The following is an 18,214-nucleotide window of genomic DNA, read 5'->3' as shown; positions in this document are numbered from 1 at the left end:
ATCGCGGCCTGATCAGCGGCCGGTGTCGCGCTCCCGGCGCACCTGCTCCAGCATCGCGGTGTCGGATTCGAGATCCGGGTGTTCGACTTGCAGGTCGAGTTCGACGACGATCTCCAGTTCGCTGACCGCGCGGTCGAGGTCCCCCTCCTCCCGGTAGATGAGCGCCATGTTGTACCGGGTCACCGCTTCGCTCGCCCGATCGCCCACCTCCCGCTGGGTCGGCAATGCCTGTTCGTAGAACTCCAACGCCCGCCGCAGATCACTCCAGCGTTGATAGACCCCGCCGATGTTGTTCAGCGTGATCGCCTCACCCACCCGATCACCGACCTCCCGCTGAATCGCCAGGGCCTGTTCGAAGTAGGCCAGCGCTTCCTGCAGGTCACCCCGAATCTGGTACACGCCACCGATGCTGTTGAGGGTGGTCGCCTCACCCAACCGATCACCGACCTCCCGCCGGATCGGCAGGGCCTGTTCGAAGTAGGCCAGCGCCTGCCGCAGGTCACCCCGAATCTGGTACACGCCACCGATGCTGTTGAGGGTGGCCGCCTCACCCAACCGATCACCCGCCTCCCGCCAGATCGGCGACGCCTGCTGGAAGTAGGCCAGCGCGCGCCGAGAGTCGCCCAGGCGGTGATACACATTGCCGATGTTGTTGAGGGTGGCCGCCTCACCCGCCCGGTCCCCCACCGCCCGGCTGACGGGCAAGGCCTGAGCGAAGTACTCCAGCGCCAACCGCCGATCACCCAAGCCATCGTAAACGCCACCGATGTTACTGAGAGTGATCGCCTCGCTCCGCCGATCATCCACCTCCCGCCAGATCGGCAAAACCTGCTGGAAGTAATCCAGCGCGCGCTGCCGATCACCCAGGCTGTCGTGAACGTGGCCGATGTTGTTGAGGATGGCCGCTTCGGCGCCTCGGTCGCCGTCCGCCCGGCGAAGACGCCGGGCCTGCTCATAGGTAGCCAGTGCTTGCTGGGGCCGCCCGGTGGCGGACTGAGCCCAACCCAGGTGATACAAGGCGTCAGTATCCGTTCCTAATGTCAGGGTCAAGCTGGCGATGGCCTCCACGTCCCTGAACCGGGACCCGCGAAGGAACAACTCACCCAACCGGCCGCCGACGTCGCGGGCGATCGCCGGCACCTGCCCCTCGACTGCCAAACGGTGCACCTCCACCCACTGCTCTATGACGGTCATGACTGGAACTGACGGACGTGTCCATGGCGTTCGCCGGGCACGATGGCCTGAATTCAGGGGAAAGAGTCAGGACCCCGGGCGGAATACTCGCCAAGGTCATCTGCATGGAGCGGGTGGTGATCATGGGGGCGAGCATCGGGGGGCTGCTCGCCGCGCGGGGACTCAGCGGTCAATGCGGGCGGGTGACCGTCTTTGATCGGGACAGGCTTCCGGAGACCGCGTGTCCCCGGCGTGGGGTGCCGCAGAGTCGGCAGGCCCATGCCCTCCTGGCTCGTGGCAGCACCGTTCTCGACCAGCTCTTTCCCGGGTTCGTGGACGAGATGCTGGCGGCCGGCGTACCGCAGGGCGACCTGCACGACGACTGCCACTGGTATCTCGATGGCTATCCGATGCGGCGCGCGCGGTCGCCGATGCCGGTCTACGGGGTGACCCGGGCGCTCCTCGAGCACCTGATCCGAGAGCGGGTCCGCGCTCTCCCGAACGTGGAGATCATCGACGGCGCCGACGTCACCGGGCTGTTGCATGCGGGAGGCGTGCGCGGCGTACGCGTACGAATGAATGGTGTGGATAACGAGATCGAAGCGGATCTCGTCGTCGACGCGGGTGGGAGGTCGTCGCGGTCGCCGGTGTGGTTGCGGGAACTCGGCTACGGGGAGGTGCCGACGAGTACGGTGCGCACCGACGTGGTCTATTCGACCCGTCACTATCACTATGAGCCGGGTCGTATCGACTTCGCGGTGATCATGGCGCCGTACCCGGGGATGCCACGCACCGGCGTCACTATCCGTCAGGAGGGTGGCCGGGTCGTGCTGTTGCTCGCGGGCATGCACGGCGACGAACCTCCGGTCGACGACGCCGGGATTCTCGCTTTCGCTCGATCGTTTCCCGGGCCCGAGATCAAAGACTTCCTGGGTACGGCGGTCGCGCTCGATGATCCGGTCCGGATGCGCTTTCCGGCGAGCGTCCGCCACCACTACGAACGTCTGCCGCGCCGCCCGGACGGGTTCGTGGTGGTCGGTGACGCGCTGTGCAGTTTCAATCCGATCTACGGCCAGGGGATCACGGTGGCCGCGCTCCAGGCACTGCTACTGACCCGGCTGACCGAAACCGATCGCTACTTCACCGAGGCGGCCCGCCTGGTCGCCGCACCGTGGTCGCTGGCTACCGGCACCGATCTGCGGTTTCCGCAGGCGAAGGGCCCGCGGCGTGCCGTCGACAGGCCGCTCAACGCCTACCTGACGCACTATCGTGCGGCCGCGTCCCGGGATCCGGCTCTGGGCGCGGCCTTCTTGAGGGTCTCGAACATGCTGGCGCCGCCCACCCATCTGTTGACCCCGGGCCGTCTGCTGCGGGTGCTGCGCTCGGCGCCCGGAGCCCGGCGGGTCGGCGGCGGTTGAACAGTCGGCACCCGCCCCGGCGGGCCGTACGCGGTCGAACAGTCGGCGCCCGGAGCTTGGCGGGTCGCACGCGGTTGAGCAGCCGGCGCCCGGAGCCCGGCGGGTCCCAGGCGGTCGAACAGCCGGCGCCCGGAGCTTGGCGGGTCGCACCCGGTTGAGCAGCCGGCACTCAGGGCCCGGCGGGTCACAGGCGGTTGAGCAGGAGGCGGGTGTCGGCTTTGCCGTTCGGGGTGACCGGGATCGAGGGGACCTGGCGGATCGTGTCGGGGACGGCGTAGGGCGGGAGGACGGCGGCCAGGCGGCTGCGCAGCCAGGCCGGGCCACTGCCGGGTGGGGCCGTGTAGAAGAGGGCCAGTTTCTCGTAGGTGCCCGGGCGGGCGCCCGGGACCGGGACGACCACGCACTGTTTGACCTGGCCGATGCCGCTGGTGACCGCCTCGATCTCGGACGGTTCGATGCGGTTGCCACGAATCTTGACCTGGCGGTCGGCGCGGCCACGGAAGTGCAGCACCCCGTCATCATCGAGAATACCCAGGTCACCGGTACGGTAGAGCGCGTTCCGAAAGCGCTCGGCGGTGGCTCCGGGGTCGCCGAGGTAGCCCAGCGCCAGCCCGGCCCCGCCGATGTGGATCTCGCCGTCGATCAGCTCGATCGTGGTGTCCGGAACCGGGCGACCGAGCGGGATCCCGTCCGGCCGGTCCACGTCGGCCCCGACGATCGGGTGGCAGGTCGCGAAGACGCAGGTCTCCACCGGCCCGTACCCGTTGAGGAGAGCGGTCTCCGGGAACCGCCGCAGGAACCGGCCGATGTGCGGCGGTGACAGGCGTTCGCCCCCGGTGAGCACGTGGGTCAGGCCGGTGAAGCAGTCCGGTTCCAGGTCGACGAAGAGGTTGAACAGCGACGCGGTCAGCCAGGCGGTGTTCACGCCGTGGGCGGTGACGAGGTGGTGCAGCACGTGCGGCAGCAGGTGGTCGTCGGGGGCGACGACGACCGTTCCGCCGGTGGTGAGCGGCCCCCACAGTTCGAGGCTGAACGCGTCCCAGGCGGGCGGCGACGACTGGCACATCACGGTGCCAGGACCGAAGGAGAGCGGTCCCCCGGCGGCGAACAGCCGGGTGGTGGCGCGGTGTGGGGACACCACACCCTTGGGCACACCGGTGGTGCCGGAGGTGAAGAAGACGCAGGCCGGGTCGTCGGCGGTGACGTCGACCGTGGGTGGCCGCTCCCCCAGGGCCGCCCACTCGGACAGATCATGGGAGAGCGGATTCCAGTCGGACGGGCCGGCGACCACCGGCGGGTCGAGGGCATCGAGGAGCAGGCCGACGCGGTCCGGGGGCCAGCGCGGGTCGAGAGCCGCGTACGCCGCGCCGGTCTTCAGCACGGCGAGCAGCGTCATCACGAGGTGGGCGCCGCGGGGCAGGCGTACCGCCACGAAGGTTCCCGGGCCGGCGCCGTGCCGGGCCAGTTCGGCGGCGGCGGACTCGGCCGCCGCGTCGAGGGTGCGGTAGTCCACCGCGACACCCCGATCGATCACCGCGACGGCGTCCGGGCGCTCGACGGCACGCGCGGCGACCTGTTTGTTGATCATGTGGTGCGGCATTTCGAACTCCCGTGATTAATGTGGACACCGCGGTACGACGGGGAGGGCGCGGACTTGGGCGATTTCCGCTGGGAACAGCTCGGCGAGACGGCGGTGCGGGCGTACGCCTACGCGGCCGCCCGCACCGACGTCGACCGCGCCGAACTCAGCGAGGCCCTCGGCCCGCGAGACGTCACCGCAGCCGACCGCACCGACATCGAGCGCCCCGAACCCGCCGCGGCCGGTCACGCCGGCGTCGAGCAGGCCGCACCCGCCGAGGCTCTGGGGGATGTCGGTGCGGCCGTGGAACGGCTGGTCGCCGCGGGCCTGCTGCGGCCGAGTGGGGACGGCCGCCGGCTGGCCGCGGTGTCGCCGGAGATCGCCCGGACACTGCTGCTCGGGCCGGTAGAGCAGGCGATCGCCGAGCTGCGGGCCCAGGCCGACGAGGCGCGGCTGGCGCTCGACGATCTGATACCGGCGTACCGGGCCGGGCTGCCGGGCCGGGCCCCTGAACACGCGATCGAACTGGTGCAGGGGGCTGACGAGGTGAGCCGGACGGTCGCCGACCTGGCCGCCCGCTGCACCGAGGAGGTGCTGGTCTGCGAGCCGGGCGAGCCGTGGCCGGGTCTGGTCGCCGACGAGCTGCCGCGGCGCGGGGTGCGGTTGCGGATGCTGTACCGGCACGCCGACCGGTACCGCCCGCCGACCGCGGCACGGGCCGGGGACCTGACCGCACTGGGCGCCGAGATTCGCAGTTCGGCGCCGGGCGCGGCCCGGTTGCTGATCTTCGACCGTACGGTGGCGGTGGCACCGGTCCGCTCCGGCCCGGACGGTGTGGTGCTGCTGCGGGAGCCGAATCTGATCGGCTGTCTCGCCGAGCAGTTCGAGCGGTTCTGGATCGCGGCGCTGCCGTTCCCGGACCGGGCCGCGCCGGCGTTGTCGGTCACCGACGACATCCGGGCGCAGATCATCCGCCTGCTGGTCGAGGGCGAGGAGGACAAGGTGATCGCCCGGCGGATCGGGCTGTCGCTGCGCACGTGTCAACGGCATGTCGCCGAGATCATGGCCCAGCTGGGCGCCCGGAATCGTCTGCACGCGGGCTACCTACTGGCCCGCCAGGCACCGTCGACCTGAGACGCACCGTCGCCATCCGGCATGCCATGTACACGCGACCCATCGTCAAGACAAGAAGCATCGCCAGGACAAGATGCGTCATCAAGACAAGACGCATCGCCAGGACAAGATGCGTCGTCAAGACAAGACAGGTCGTCAACGTGAGACGCAGCATCAACATGGACCGCGTCGTCAACATCAGACGCAGCATCAACACGAGGCGCACCGTCAACTAAAGACGCGCCATCGAGAGATGACGCACCGTCAACAAGAGACGCGTTCTCGAAAGAAGGCGCACCGTCAAGACCAGGCGGGCTATCAACACCCCACGCGACATCGGGAGAACGCGCACCGTCAAGACGCGGCGCGCTGTAGAGGCGGGAACCGTCGAGTTCGTAGGCGAGTTCGGTCAGTGCGGTATCGAGGATCCGGATCATCTCGGCGTGGTCGGCGGCGTCACCGGTGAGCATGTCGAGTTCGTGGGTGTGCACGCCGCCGGGTAACCGCTCGCCGGGGCGGACGAACGGGCGGATCCGGTGGACTCCGGGTGTCGCGCTCACCGCAGCGATGCCGTGGATGGCGGTGACCGTGCACGGTTGTTCGGGTGCGACGGTGTTGTGCTGGAAGTACACACGATCGGGGCGAGCCCGCCGTACAGGTGGGGTCTCGCCGAGGGCGACGCGGGCGGCCAGATCCAGCAGGTCGAGGCCCGCGGCGCGGTGGGCGAGTTCGGCGATGCCACCGCCGAGCCGCCCGTTGACCTCGATGATCCGGGGCCCTGACGGGGTCAGTTTGATCTCGACGTGACTCAGGCCGGTGGTGACGCCGAGGGCCTCGACGGCGGCGACGGCCAGGGCCGCCACCTCGTCCTGTTCGGTGTCGCTCAGGTGCGACGGCCAGAATCCGCCGGTCTCCCGGAACGGTGGCAGGATGCGGAACTTGCCGGTCACCGCGAGGGCGGTGACCGTGCCGGCGGCGGCCACGCACTCGACCGACACATAATCGCCGAAGTTCGGTTCCGGGCGTCCTTGCAGGTACTCCTCGAGGACGAACGCGCCGGGCGGCAGTCCGGGCAGGATCGCGGCGGCCTGGGCCTCGTCTCGCAGCAGGTGGGTGTCGCGGCTGGCCTCGCCGTGGCGTGGTTTCACCACGGCGGGCAGGCCGGTGTGGGCGACCGCCTCCGGCCACCGGGCGGGATCGGTCAACGGCCGGTGGCGTACGGGCGTCACCCCGGCCGCGTCGAGGGCCTCGCGCTGCCGGTGCTTGTCGGTGAGCAGCGCCGCCACGTCCGGGGTGTGGAACGGCAGGCCGAGACGTTCGGCGAGCACCGCCGTGGGCACCAGCATGCGCTCGCTGAACGTGACGACGCCGTCCGCGCTCAGGTCGGCGCCGGCGAGGGTGGGGACGACGCCGCCCACCTCCACACCGGCGCCGGCGAGGGTCGTGACGTGGTCGAATTCGGCGAACATCGGCATCATGGCGGCCGCGTGCGGTGAGTCGCCCACGATCACCGCCATCGGCGCGTACCTGGCCGCCAGGAGACTTAGCTCCAGCGGCGAGGCGGCGCCGGTGTCGTAGACGACGGCGAGCCGAACGCTGCGCACGGCACTCCCTTCTCAACCCTTGCGGCGGGCCTTGATGTTCAACCGGACGTAGTCGATCACCGGCTCCGGCAGGCGGCTCGCCACGTTGTGGACGAAGCCGCGGTGTTCGGATTCGGGGAGCCGGTCGACGTACGGGCCGATGACGACCGTGCCGAGGTAGCTTTCCAGCTGCTCGCCCGGTTCCAGAGTGGCCGGGTCGTCGAGCAGGTCGACCTCGATGTCGGTGAACCCGTTCTCGCGCAGCCGCTCCACGGTCTCGTCGACGCCGGCGAAGTAGGCGGCGTCGGCGGGCTGGCCGAGCACGTCCTCGACGGCGCCGAGCACCCGCCGTACACAACCTTGGCCGCCGCATTCGGCGACGAACCAGCCGCCCGGGCGCAGCACCTGGGCGATGTTGGCGAACAGGGCGCTGTGGTCGTGGATCCAGTGGAAGGTGGCGACGCTGAACACCGTGTCGACCGGCTGCTCGACGGGCAGCGGCTTGGTCAGGTCGGCGTTGATCACGTCGACCCGGTCCAGTTTGCCGTCGAGTTTCGCCTTGAGCTGGGTGAGCATCTTGACCGAGCCGTCCACCGCCACGACCCGGCCCTCGGGGAGCAGGTCGAGCAGGGCGAGGGTGTCCCGGCCGGTTCCGGCGCCCGCGTCGAGGACGGTCTCGGTGCCGGCGAGATCCAGGCGGGCGAGGGTGCGCTTGCCCCAGAACTTGTGCGGCAGCGGCAGGGAGTCGTAGGTGGTGGCGTCCCATTCACGGGGCATCTGGTGTTCTCCGGTTCTCGATCTCGATGGATACGTCGGTGGGCTGTCGCAGCAGTTCGAGCACCGGGCCGGGGGCCGGGATCGCCGCCTCCGGGTCGAGGCACTGCACGAGGATGTCGCGCAGCCCGACCGGGGCGCCGTCGAAGCCCAGGCCGCCGCGCAGGTCCTGGCGGGCCGACACATGCACCTCACCGCCGGTGTGGATGCGGGTCTCGGCGGCCAGAGCGGCGAGCAGGCATTCCTCCGGTGACGGGCCGCGGTCGGTCCCGAACAACTGTTTCGGCCGGTCGATGACGATGGCGCGGTCGGCGGCGGTAACCGTGGACCGGGCGCCCTGCCGCCAAACGGCATGCGCCTCACCGGTGGCATCGGCACTCGACGGTCCGGCGAAGCGCACCGACGGCGAGCCAGGCGATGGCAAGCCGAGCGACGGCGAGGCAGGCGACGGTTCGGCGAAGTGGACCGGTTGCGAGCCGTCCGGGGTCACGAGCAGCAGGCGTACGGAACTCGGCTCGGCCAGGGTGCGCAGGATGACGCTGTAGCGGCGGACGTGGTCGGCGGCCGCCGCCAGTTGAGCGGATGTGACCAGGCCGGCTACGTCGAGGTGCACTCCCATTCTCGGCGCTTGCCCGGCGTACCCCCGGATGTTGATCTTTGTGGGGAGCGCGCCCTGCCGGGTGAGTGAGATGGCGACGGTGGCCGCGGTGTCGGCGGCGAGGGCGCTGAGCAGCAGCGAGACCGGATCGCCGGCGACGGTGAAGGGGCGGGCGACGCGGGACGGGCCGAGCAGCATGGGCCGCACGGTGATCTCCGGCTCGGCGGCGGAGACACTGATCGTGGCCTGCGCCTCCCAGGAGGCCCGGCGGACGGCACCGGCGAGTTCGCGCCAGCCGGCCAGGTCGACTCCGGCGATCATGCGGCGGCCTCCTGGGACAGCAGGGCACGCAGCCGCCCGATCAGCGTGGCCGCGTCGTCGTGTCCGGCCGCGACCCGGACCAGGTACGGGTCGAGACCGGGTTGTTCCCAGGCGGGCACCGTGATCGCGCCACCGGTCCGGGCCGCGTCGACCGGCTCGTGGGTGGTGAACGACAGCAGGCCGCCGAAGCCGGTGTGCGTCTCCACCGCCCACGGCGCCTCGTCGAAGCCGGCCCGGTGGACCGTCGCGACCGCCGGGTGTTTGCGCAGGAACTCGGCGATCTCGTCGGCGTGCCGGTGGTGGGCGGCCATCCGCAGGTCCAGGGTGCGCAGTGCCTGGGCCAGCATCCGGTCCGACCAGGGGTCGGGCCGCCCACCGGTACGGGCCACCTGCGCGCTGATCCGGCGCAGCAGCCGCGACGGGCCGCAAACCGCCGACAGCCCGAGTCCGGCCTGGTCGTCGAGGTAGGGGGTGCAGGTCTCGACGACGACGGTGGCGCCGAGGTCGAGGGGCCGCAACTGGGCCGGGGACAGCGCGGTGTTGTCGACGACCAGCAGCAGGTCGGTGCTGTGGGCGAGCGCCGCGAGGTCGTTGACCGGGATCGGCCGCATCCCCGGGTCGGTCATCGACTCGGTGAGGATGAGCTGGGTCCGCGGGTCGACCAGGGCGGCGACCGCGTCGAGGTCGTCGCAGTCCGCGAAGTCGACGGTCCGCCCGGATTCTCCGAACTCCTGCTCGACGTGTTCGCGGGCGGCGCCGCCGAGTCCGGCGGAGACGATCACGTGGCCGCCCGGGTTGGTGAGCGCGGCCAGGGCGTACGCGGTCGCCGCGCCCGGCCCGGACAGGACCACCGCGGTCTCGGCGCCGTGCAGGTCGCACAGCCGCCGTTCGGCGCCGCTGAGGGTGGCCGGGGCCGGCCGGTCGTCGCCGGCCAGCCACCCGGTGTCGGGGGATCCGCTCATCAACGCCTGCATACCGGGGCGTCGGACAGGCTGATCCGCTGGTGGAAGTAGTGGTAGATGATCTCCTCGTGCAGGGCCTCACCGTCCAGGGTGGGTTTCAGCGCGGCCCCGCCGTCGACCACCTCGACCAGTTTGCGGTCGATCAGGTCGGAGAACGCGGACGCGAACGGCTCGGTTTCGAGGAGGTCGGCGCCGAACTGCCGCTTGTAGCGGTCGAGGACGATCGGCTGGTTGGCCTTGAAGTTGAAGCCGAGCGCGGTGCCGATCGCCTTGTGCCCGTCGAGGCGGCGGCCGTACGCCAGCGGCAGGTCCGGCTGCGTCTGCATGTACCGCACGTACCCGGAGATGTCGGTGTCGTTGTGGGTCTGCGTGAACTCGGCGCCGTCACCGGTGAGCCACCCGTAGGCCCCGGGCCCGTGGGCGATCATCGTGTCGTAGTGCTCCCACTTGTTCTTCGAGGTCTGCGGGATGTTGCCGCCCTCGTAGGTGCCGGGCCGGCTCCACCAGCCGCACGGGCTCGGGTAGTAGTCGTGGTCGAGCAGCACCTCGACGGCCGCCTGCCGCATGGCGTAGGTGGAGGTCAGGTCCGGGAAGTAGCCCTGCTGGATGAGCCGGTCGCGGACCGCCGGGTTGTTCCAGACGGCCCGGTTGCCGATGCCCATCTCGGCCCGGTCGGCGTTGCGCAGCCGGTAGATGGTGATCGTCGGGACGCCCAGTTCGGTGAGCGCGGTGAGGTCGGCGCGCACCGACTCGGGTGTCTGGTAGGGCAGCCCGAACATCATGTCGACGTTGAACGGGCAGCCGGTGTCGAGCAGGTTCCGGACGGCGGACAGCGACTCCTCGGCCGTGTGCCGTCGTTTGGTGAACTCGTTGACCTCGTCCTGGAGTGACTGCACGCCCAGGCTGAACCGGTTGAAGCCGAGGTCCCGGGCGAGCGTCAGGTTGTCGCGGGTGAAGTTCTCCGGGTTGCCCTCGATGTTGAACTCGGCGCCGTCGGTCAGCTGATAGTGGCGGCGCACGTGCTCGACCAGCGGGGTGATCGTGCCCGCGCTGTTGAGCAGCAGGGCCGCGGTGCCGCCGCCGATGTAGAACGAGTCGATCCGGGCGTCGGACACCCAGCCGAACCGGTCCAGCCAGCGCCGGGACTCCTCGATCAGCAGGTCCTGCCACAGCCGCAGCGACGAGTCCTCTTTACCGCGGGGGACCAGGCGCTTGACGTAGTTGCAGAAGTGGCAGATGTAGTTGCACAGCGGCAGGTGGAAGTAGAGGTGGGCCGGCTGGCCGGCGCCGGGGAAGGCCGCGATCTCGTCGGTGAGTTCCGCGGGGGTGAGCCGGCCGCCCTCGTTGGAGGTGACGTTGATGTTGTACTCGTCGCGGGGAATCTGGAGCGCCGGGTTGCGCTCCAGGAGGGCTCCAAGGTCGAGTTCCAGGTCATGAACGGCCATGCGGATGTCCTTCCTAGAGGTAATAGGACTTCATGACGTCGTGCACCCAGCCGGGTTCGCGGACGGCCTCGACGGGCGGGACCATGGCGCTCAGGAACGCCTTGACGTCCAGCACGGGAGTGCCGTCGATGGCGTCGAGGCCGCGGACGTGCAGGCGCAGCCCGTCGGCGCGGATCAGCTCGCAGCGGGAGACGCCCAGGTGGTTGGGGCGGTCCTTGACCCGCTGGGCGAGCACCCCGACCTTCGGCAGGGCGGTGTTGCCGCGCGGGTGCCGGGCGCCGCGGGTGGTCCTGGCCGGGTCGCACAGATGGAAGGAGAAGACCACCTCGATGTGGGAGAACTCCTCCAGCCCGAGGGTGGCGTCGGCGTCGACTTGGGTGGCGTCGAGTTCGATCACCGAGTCGACCTTGCCCCAGTGGTCGTCCTCGGGGGTGATGCGCTCGTTGCGGACGATGCCGATCGGTGTCACTGTTCTTCCTCCGTGGTTGTGGCGGCGTCGATCAGGGCGGCGATGGTCTCCACCTGGCCGGGTTCGATCATGCTGAAGTGGTGGCCCGGCACGTCGTGGACGACGAGTTCACCGGCCCGCCGGGTCCAGTCGAGGTCACGCGGCAGCAGGACCGGCTCCATGGCGTGGTCGGTCACCCGGTAGAGGGTGACGGTGCCCGGGTAGCCGGCCGGGTCGTAGCCGACCAGGGCCTCCAGGTTGTAGCGGTACATGTCGACCATCCGCAGCAGCCGGTCGCGGTCGAAGTCGGCCGGTACGGTGCCGGCCGCGACCGCCTCGGTCAGCAGCAGCTCGGCGCGGGCGCCCGGTTCCATGGCCCGCACCTCGTCCAGGTCGAGGTCGAGCTTGAGGCCGCGGCGCAGCAGGGCGTTGAGCGCGTAGTCCTCGTCGCCGCCGGTGTCCGCGGTGGGCCGGGTGTCCAGCAGCCCGACCAGGCCGACCGGTTCCCCGGCGGCGTGCAACTGTTTGGCGATCTCGTAGGCGTAGACACCGCCCATCGAGTAGCCGGCCAGGTGCCACGGTTTCCCGGCCGGGTGAACCTTGCGGGCCCGGGCAATGAAGTCGGCGGCCACGTCCTCGACCGTGGTGAGCGGCTGCTCCCCCGGTTGGAGGCCGACCGACTGCAACGCCCAGAACGGCCGGTTGCGGGGCAGCGCCTGCATGAGCCGTACGTAGACCAGGGTGGTGCCGGAGACCGGCGGGAGCCCGTAGACCGGGGCCAGCTCCGGGTCGCCGTGCCGCAGCCGGGCCAGCGGGCTGGGCGCCTCCCCCGGGTTGCCGCCGCGGACGATCTCGGCGAGTTTCGCGATGGTGTTGGCTTCGAGGAGCTGCCCGGCGGTGACGTCCACCCCGAACAGCCGGCGGATGCCGACCACCACGCTGATCGCCAGCAGCGAGTGCCCGCCGACCTCGAAGAAGTCGTCGTGCACCCCCACCTCGGGGATGCCGATGATCTCCCGCCACAGGTCGGCGATCTGGAGTTCGGCCGGGTCACGCGGCGCGACGGTCGTCAAGGGGTGCTCCGTTCGTACTGGTGGGCGCGGGTGGTGGCCGGGCCGGTCGCCCAGCCGGCGGCCAGGAAGGCGGCGGCCAGCACGAGCCAGCCCGGCCGGCCGCCCTCGATCAGCAGCAGGGTCAGGGCGGCCGGGGCGACCATCTGCGACACGGCCGTACCGGAGTTGAAGAAGCCCTGGTACTGGCCCTGCCGGTCGGGTGGCGCGAGTTCGTAGGCGAACACCCAGGCGGCCGACGACTGGACCATCTCGCCGTAGACGTGCAGGCCCGCGGCGGCGACCAGCAGCACCGTCGCCACCACGGCGTCACGCCCGTCGGATGCCGCGAAGAACAGGCACATGCCTGCCAGGACCAGAGCAGCGGTACGGGTGGCGCGCACCGCCGTGGGCACGGTGTCGATGCCGGTCGTGACCCGCACCTGCAACAGCACGACGGTGACCGTGTTCAGCACGACCAGGGCGGCGGTCAGTGGTTTCGGCGCGTCGGTGTGCAGCACGATCCACAGCGGCAGGATCACGTCGAGCACCGGCACGTGCAGCGACATCACCATGGAGAGCAGGGTGATCGTGGCGTAGGGCCGGTCCCGCAGGACGGCCAGGCGAGGCTCGCCGGGTTGCCGAACGGCTGCGGTGGGCGGGGCGGCGGGCAGCCGGCGCAGCAGGACGGCGCAGCCGAGGAACGTCAGCGCGTCCAGGCCGAGCACGATCCGGTACGCCTGCGGGGTGTCCGCCGCCAGCGCCAGCGCCCCGACGCCGGCGCCGATCGCCATGCCGATGTTGGTGACCACGCGCAGCCGGGCGCGGGCCTGGACCAGGTCCTGCCCGGAGAGGACGGCGGCCATCAGGGCCTGCCGGGCCGCGTATCCGCCGCGGTCGAACAGCGCCCACGCGCAGGCGATCGCGACGAACGCCGGGTACGAGCCGAGGACGATGTAGCCGGCCGCCGCCACGCCGGTGAGGGCGACCAGCAGGACGGCGACGCGGCGGGCGCCGTACCGGTCGGCGAGGTGGCCGGCCGGGACACCGGCCAGCACGCCCGCGACTCCGGCGGCGGCCAGGCCGAGGCCGAGCGCCGCCGGGGAGAACCCGAGGACCTGGGTGAAGTAGAGGGCCGAGCAGGTGGCGAACGCGCCGTTGCCGATGTTGGTGACCAGCTGTGCGGTCACCAGTTTCCGGGCTGGGCCGGTCAGCATGGGCGCCCGGTGATGACCGCGGCGAGGCGGGCCGGGTCGTCGAGGCAGCCGCCGTGGTCGCCGGGGATGGTGGTGACGCGGATCCCGGCGGCGGTCATCCGGCCCCGTTCCTCCGGGCCGATCATGTCGCTGTGCTGGGCGGCGAGCACGTGCACCGGGATGCCGAGGCGCTCGACCATGCGGCCGTACCGGTACATCCACCGCAGGTAGCTGCCCTCGGCCCACTCGTCGGCCTCGTGCTGGGCCGGGTCGGCGGTGAACGACTGGTCGATCACCACGAGACTGCGGATCAGGCCGTCGCCCCAGGTGGCGGCGCATGCGGCGCCGACCAGGGCGCCGTACGAGTAGGCGATCACGTCGACCGGCGGCCGCAGCAGGTCGGCGACCCGGTGCACGTCGGCGGCGAAGTCGAGGACCGAGTAGCCCCAGGCCGGGCGGGGGCTGTCGCCGTGGGCGCGCAGCGACACGTACATCGACCGGCTCGCCTGCGGCAGCGCGTCGCCCAGCCCGCGCAGCTGGTGTTTGTCGCCGCCGAAACCGTGCAGGAACAGCCGGGACGGCCCGGCCGGCCCGGTGACCAGGTCGAAGTCGATCAGCTGAATCTCTGGTACGCCGGCCAGCGCCGGCGTTGTTGACCTGCTCAAACTGTCATCCCCGTGTTAGTTCGGTCAGGTTCGCCTCGGTCATCCTCTTTCTTCACCTCGCCGGTGAGGAAGCCCTCTCCGCTGTCGGATCTCCGCATGGCAGAGATCCGCCTGACTCGATGTGTTGATCAATGTGGACCTTTCGCCAGTCACTTGCTTTAAAGTTCGCGCGCGGCTTAGCTTTCGTTCGGCGATGCACGCCCACGGGGCCCTGTCGGAAGGGGACGTATGTCCACGACCCGCGACATCGAAGCGCTGCGCGCGAGATACCGTGCCGAGCGCGACCGCCGGATCCGGCCGGACGCCGGCGGGCAGTACCGCTCCACGGCCGGCGGCGAGTTCGGCTACTACGCGAAGGATCCGTACACCGAGCGCATCGAGCGCGATCCGGTGTCCGACCGGGTCGAGGCAACGGTGATCGGCGGCGGGTTCGGCGGTCTGCTCACCGGGGCGCGGCTGCGCCAGGCGGGTGTGCGGGACATCCGGATGATCGACGAGGCGGGCGACTTCGGCGGCACCTGGTACTGGAACCGCTACCCCGGCATCCACTGCGACATCGAGGCGACCGTCTACATGCCGCTGCTGGAGGAGGTCGGCTACGTCCCGAAGTGGCGGTACGCCCCGGGCGAGGAGATCCGGCAGCACGCGGTGGCGATCGGCAAGCGGTTCGACCTCTACCAGGACACCCTGTTCCACACCAAGGTCACGTCGCTGACCTGGGACGACGACACGTGCGAGTGGCAGGTGACCACCGACCGGGGTGACGCGTTCCGGTCCCGGTACGTGGTGATCTCCTCGGGTCTGCTGACCCAGGCGAAGCTCCCCGGCATCCCCGGCATCGACGAGTTCCGGGGCCACACCTTCCACACCAGCCGGTGGGACTACGGCTACACCGGCGGCGACCAGACCGGCGGCCTGGACGGGCTGGCCGGCAGGCGGGTGGCGGTGATCGGCACCGGCGCCACCGGGATCCAGGTGATCCCGCATCTGGCCGAGTCGGCCGGGCACCTGTTCGTCTTCCAGCGCACCCCGTCGACGGTGGACCTCCGCGACAACCGGCCCACCGACCCTTCCTGGGCCGCTGATCTGAAGCCGGGCTGGCAGCGGGAGCGGATGGACAACTTCCTGACCATCGTCAGCGGCGGGCACGCCGACGTGGACCTGATCGACGACCGGTGGACGGCGACCGCCAAGCTCCAGCGCGTGTTCCTGAGCGGCACCCACTCCGGGCTGACCGACGAGCAGCTGGAGCTGGCCGACGCGGCGACGATGGACGGCATCCGCGCCCGGGTGGACGAGGTGGTCGCCGACCCGGCCGTGGCCGAGCTGCTGAAGCCCTGGTACCGGTACATGTGCAAACGCCCCACGTTCAGCGACCACTATCTCCAGGCGTTCAACCGGCCGAACGTCACGCTGGTGGACACCGCGGACCACGGCGGCGTCACCCGGATGACGGCGACCTCGGTCGTGGTCGGCGACCAGGAGTACGAGGTGGACTGCGTCATCTTCGCCACCGGGTTCGAGGTCGGCATCTCCGGGGTGCTGTCCGGGACGTTGCGGGTGACCGGCCGCGGCGGGCGCGACATCTTCGAGCACTGGGCGACCGGCTTCCGGACGCTGCACGGGCTCACCAGCCACGGCTTCCCGAACCTGTTCCAGCTCGGGCCGATCCACAACGCGAACGCGGTGAACTTCGTCCACATCCTCCAGGAGCAGGCCACCCACATCGGCGCGATGGTCGCCGAGGCCGGCGAGCGGGGCGCCCCGCGGATCGAGCCGACGCTGGACGCCGAGGACGAGTGGGCCGCCACCATCGACCGCAACGCGCACAGCAGTTACGCGTTCCAGGCCGAGTGCACGCCCGGCTACTACAACAACGAGGGCCAGCCGATGGCGGCGACCTTCTCGTTCGGTCCGGGCCCGATCGTCTTCCATGACACCCTGCGCCGCTGGCGTACCGACGGAGGAATGGAGCAGGTGCTGTGGAACGGCTGACCGGACCCTCACCGCTGCGCGGGTCGAACGGCATCGCGTTCGGCCCGGACGGGCTGCTGTACGTGGCCGAGTACCTGGCCGGGCGGATCCGCACGGTCGACGTGCACACCGGCGAGGTGTCGGTGCTGATCGGCGCGGACGGGCCGTTGCAGTCCCCCGACGATCTGGCGTTCGACGCCGACGGCAACCTGTACGTCGTCGACCTGGCGCCCGGCCTGGTGTGGCGGCGTACCCCGGCCGGCGAGCTGAGCGTGGTGGCCGAGGGCATCCGCAACCCGAACGGCATCTGCTGCCTCGGCAACCGGCTGTTCGTCAACGAGATGGCCTTCGCCGGCCGGGTGCTGGAGATCGGCGCGGGTGAGCCGGCCGTGCTGGCCGAGGGCCTGATGCTGGGCAACGCCATGCAGGCCGGCCCGGACGGGCGCCTCTACTTCCCGCACATGTTCCCGGGTTCGGTCCACCGGGTCGGCCCCGACGGTGGCGAACCGGAGCTGTTCGCCGACGAGCTGCCGCAGACCGTGGCCGTCCGCTTCGATCGCAACGGCGTCCTGCACGTGCTGCTCGTCGACGAGAACGGCACCATCGTGCGCATCGACGGCGACCGGCGGACCACGATCGCGACCGGGGTGCCCGGCCTGGACAACGCGGCGTTCTCGGCCGACAACCGGATGTTCGTGTCCAGTTTCGCCTCGGCCGGAATCACCGAGGTGCTGCCGGACGGGACCACCCGGGAGATCGTGCCGCACGGCTTCGCGGGCCCCTACGGCGTGGCGGTGGACGACGACGGGAAGGTGCACACCGCCGACCACTACCGGATCGACCGGGCGCTGCTGCCGTTCGCGCACGGCCTGGCCGCCTCCGGCGACCAGCTGCATTTCACCTCGCAGTACGGCCAGACCGGAACCTACGACCGGATCTCCGGATCGCTGCGGATGCGCGAGGTCGCGTTGAATCACCCTCTCGGCATCGCGGTACGCCCGGACGGCGCCGTGGTGATCGCCGAGTCCGGTGCCGGCCGGGTGCTGGCGATCACCGTCGACGACACGGTCGAGGTGCTGGCCGAGGGGCTGGGCCGGCCGGCCGGGGTCGCGGTCGACGCGGAGGGCCGCTGCTATGTCAGCGACGAGGAGCACGGCGCGGTCCATCGCCTCGAGGACGGCAAGCCGGTCGCCGTGGCCGAGGGCCTGTCCGCCCCGCAGGGCCTGGCCATCGCCGACGGCCGCCCGGTGGTCGTCGAGTCGGGCCGCCGCCGCCTGATCGCGCTCGGGCCGGAACCGCGGGTGCTGGCCGAGGACCTGCCGGTCGTGCCACCCCGCGACCCGCAGCCGGCCCTCATGGTGCACGACCTGCCCGGCGTGCCGCGCCCCTTCGCGGGCCTGGCCACCGGCCCGGACGGCGCTCTCTACCTGGCCGGCAACGCGGAGGGCAGCATCCTCCGCTTCTGAAGGGCTTTCGTGGGGCGAGCTGTCTTCCGGTACGCGCGACCTCGTCCCGTTCGTTTTGGGGCCGTTCCGCCCGCCCGGCCCCTCTCGCTGCCCACTTCAGCCATTGCCGCCCCCGCCGGGCGTAGATCGGTTGGACGCCCCCGCATGTGCTACCGCTCACTCCGGGGGGTCGCGGTTGTGGCCGCCAGGCAACCGAGGCGCCACTCTCAGCCGTCACGCCACTCACGCCAGGCGGGTGGTTGCGGCAGTGCCGCGATGTCGAGTCGCGCATTCGGATGGCCGCGGCATCAGCCCGACTCGCCAGCGATCTTGGGCGATTGTGACTGTCGGGCCGATCTTGATGCCTGGTTGCCATCCGGCGGTCAATAGTCGCCCAAGATCTTCCAGGGAAGATAGATCTTGGGCAATCGGGGACGCGCGGACAGTCACGATCACTCAAGATCGCGCCAC

15 protein-coding genes are annotated in these 18,214 nt (G+C 70.8%); 4 read left to right on the top strand and 11 right to left on the bottom strand.

From position 1 onward, the window contains the following. Positions 1 to 12 precede the first annotated feature (12 nt). Entirely contained in the window at positions 13 to 1,194 is a 1,182-nt protein-coding gene (locus KZ829_RS24915) for a tetratricopeptide repeat protein (protein ID WP_220146328.1), read from the bottom strand. Positions 1,195 to 1,298: 104 nt separating this feature from the next. Between KZ829_RS24915 and KZ829_RS24910 the strand changes: the two genes are divergently transcribed. Beyond that, entirely contained in the window at positions 1,299 to 2,591 is a 1,293-nt protein-coding gene (locus tag KZ829_RS24910) for an FAD-dependent oxidoreductase (RefSeq protein WP_220146327.1), read from the top strand. 184 nt (positions 2,592 to 2,775) lie between these two features. On the opposite strand, the gene KZ829_RS24905 is transcribed toward KZ829_RS24910, so the two are convergent. Then, positions 2,776 to 4,191: an AMP-binding protein gene (locus tag KZ829_RS24905; protein WP_220146326.1), complete on the bottom strand. Its 1,416-nt coding sequence runs from the start codon at positions 4,189 to 4,191 to the stop codon at positions 2,776 to 2,778. Between the two features lie 54 nt (positions 4,192 to 4,245). Between KZ829_RS24905 and KZ829_RS24900 the strand changes: the two genes are divergently transcribed. After that, the gene (locus KZ829_RS24900) at positions 4,246 to 5,304 is read left to right on the top strand and encodes a helix-turn-helix domain-containing protein (protein ID WP_220146325.1); all 1,059 of its coding nucleotides are present in this window, start codon (positions 4,246 to 4,248) and stop codon (positions 5,302 to 5,304) included. On the opposite strand, the gene KZ829_RS24895 is transcribed toward KZ829_RS24900, so the two are convergent. From KZ829_RS24895 to KZ829_RS24855, 9 genes are read right to left on the bottom strand one after another with little or no spacing between them, the layout of a single operon-like run. Next, on the bottom strand, positions 5,271 to 6,887 hold the full coding sequence (locus KZ829_RS24895; protein WP_220146324.1) for an ATP-grasp domain-containing protein: 1,617 nt from the start codon (positions 6,885 to 6,887) through the stop codon (positions 5,271 to 5,273). The two genes, KZ829_RS24900 and KZ829_RS24895, sit on opposite strands and share 34 nt — an antisense overlap. A 12-nt stretch (positions 6,888 to 6,899) precedes the next feature. Next, positions 6,900 to 7,643 carry a class I SAM-dependent methyltransferase gene (locus KZ829_RS24890; RefSeq protein WP_220146323.1) on the bottom strand — a complete coding sequence of 248 codons (744 nt, stop codon included), beginning with the start codon at positions 7,641 to 7,643 and terminating at the stop codon, positions 6,900 to 6,902. Then, positions 7,633 to 8,559 (bottom strand): OsmC family protein, encoded by a 927-nt coding sequence (locus KZ829_RS24885; RefSeq protein ID WP_220146322.1) that lies wholly within the window; start codon positions 8,557 to 8,559, stop codon positions 7,633 to 7,635. The genes KZ829_RS24890 and KZ829_RS24885 overlap by 11 nt, the downstream gene beginning before the upstream one ends. Further along, positions 8,556 to 9,521: a PLP-dependent transferase gene (locus KZ829_RS24880; protein WP_220146321.1), complete on the bottom strand. Its 966-nt coding sequence runs from the start codon at positions 9,519 to 9,521 to the stop codon at positions 8,556 to 8,558. Before KZ829_RS24880 ends, KZ829_RS24885 begins: the two co-directional genes overlap by 4 nt. After that, a complete protein-coding gene (locus KZ829_RS24875; protein ID WP_220146320.1) occupies positions 9,521 to 10,966 on the bottom strand; it encodes a radical SAM protein in 1,446 nt (481 codons plus the stop codon). The genes KZ829_RS24880 and KZ829_RS24875 overlap by 1 nt, the downstream gene beginning before the upstream one ends. Before the next feature lie 13 nt (positions 10,967 to 10,979). Continuing rightward, positions 10,980 to 11,435 (bottom strand): SAM-dependent methyltransferase, encoded by a 456-nt coding sequence (locus KZ829_RS24870; protein ID WP_220146319.1) that lies wholly within the window; start codon positions 11,433 to 11,435, stop codon positions 10,980 to 10,982. Then, complete coding sequence (locus tag KZ829_RS24865) at positions 11,432 to 12,487, bottom strand: thioesterase domain-containing protein (RefSeq protein WP_220146318.1); 1,056 nt, start codon at positions 12,485 to 12,487, stop codon at positions 11,432 to 11,434. The genes KZ829_RS24870 and KZ829_RS24865 overlap by 4 nt, the downstream gene beginning before the upstream one ends. Next, entirely contained in the window at positions 12,484 to 13,680 is a 1,197-nt protein-coding gene (locus KZ829_RS24860; RefSeq protein ID WP_220146317.1) for an MFS transporter, read from the bottom strand. The genes KZ829_RS24865 and KZ829_RS24860 overlap by 4 nt, the downstream gene beginning before the upstream one ends. Continuing rightward, positions 13,674 to 14,324 carry an alpha/beta fold hydrolase gene (locus KZ829_RS24855; RefSeq protein WP_220146316.1) on the bottom strand — a complete coding sequence of 217 codons (651 nt, stop codon included), beginning with the start codon at positions 14,322 to 14,324 and terminating at the stop codon, positions 13,674 to 13,676. Before KZ829_RS24855 ends, KZ829_RS24860 begins: the two co-directional genes overlap by 7 nt. A 228-nt stretch (positions 14,325 to 14,552) precedes the next feature. On the opposite strand from KZ829_RS24855, the gene KZ829_RS24850 reads away from it, so the two are divergent. Both KZ829_RS24850 and KZ829_RS24845 read left to right on the top strand, forming a co-directional pair. Further along, on the top strand, positions 14,553 to 16,319 hold the full coding sequence (locus KZ829_RS24850) for a flavin-containing monooxygenase (protein WP_220146315.1): 1,767 nt from the start codon (positions 14,553 to 14,555) through the stop codon (positions 16,317 to 16,319). Beyond that, positions 16,307 to 17,764 (top strand): SMP-30/gluconolactonase/LRE family protein, encoded by a 1,458-nt coding sequence (locus KZ829_RS24845; protein ID WP_220146314.1) that lies wholly within the window; start codon positions 16,307 to 16,309, stop codon positions 17,762 to 17,764. Before KZ829_RS24850 ends, KZ829_RS24845 begins: the two co-directional genes overlap by 13 nt. Positions 17,765 to 18,214: the final 450 nt, after the last annotated feature.

This window comes from Actinoplanes hulinensis, assembly GCF_019429605.1.
GTDB lineage: Bacteria > Actinomycetota > Actinomycetes > Mycobacteriales > Micromonosporaceae > Actinoplanes > Actinoplanes campanulatus.
This window is presented reverse-complemented; position numbering and strand designations above follow the sequence as displayed.

What these genes read in the sequence shown, in the direction of transcription:
- KZ829_RS24885 (WP_220146322.1), bottom strand. Translation starts at nt 8,559, where the DNA reads ATGATCGCCGGAGTCGACCTGGCCGGCTGGCGCGAACTCGCCGGTGCC.
- KZ829_RS24890 (WP_220146323.1), bottom strand. Translation starts at nt 7,643, where the DNA reads ATGCCCCGTGAATGGGACGCCACCACCTACGACTCCCTGCCGCTGCCG.
- KZ829_RS24905 (WP_220146326.1), bottom strand. Translation starts at nt 4,191, where the DNA reads ATGCCGCACCACATGATCAACAAACAGGTCGCCGCGCGTGCCGTCGAG.
- KZ829_RS24910 (WP_220146327.1), top strand. Translation starts at nt 1,299, where the DNA reads ATGGAGCGGGTGGTGATCATGGGGGCGAGCATCGGGGGGCTGCTCGCC.
- KZ829_RS24860 (WP_220146317.1), bottom strand. Translation starts at nt 13,680, where the DNA reads ATGCTGACCGGCCCAGCCCGGAAACTGGTGACCGCACAGCTGGTCACC.
- KZ829_RS24915 (WP_220146328.1), bottom strand. Translation starts at nt 1,194, where the DNA reads ATGACCGTCATAGAGCAGTGGGTGGAGGTGCACCGTTTGGCAGTCGAG.
- KZ829_RS24875 (WP_220146320.1), bottom strand. Translation starts at nt 10,966, where the DNA reads ATGGCCGTTCATGACCTGGAACTCGACCTTGGAGCCCTCCTGGAGCGC.
- KZ829_RS24880 (WP_220146321.1), bottom strand. Translation starts at nt 9,521, where the DNA reads ATGAGCGGATCCCCCGACACCGGGTGGCTGGCCGGCGACGACCGGCCG.
- KZ829_RS24850 (WP_220146315.1), top strand. Translation starts at nt 14,553, where the DNA reads ATGTCCACGACCCGCGACATCGAAGCGCTGCGCGCGAGATACCGTGCC.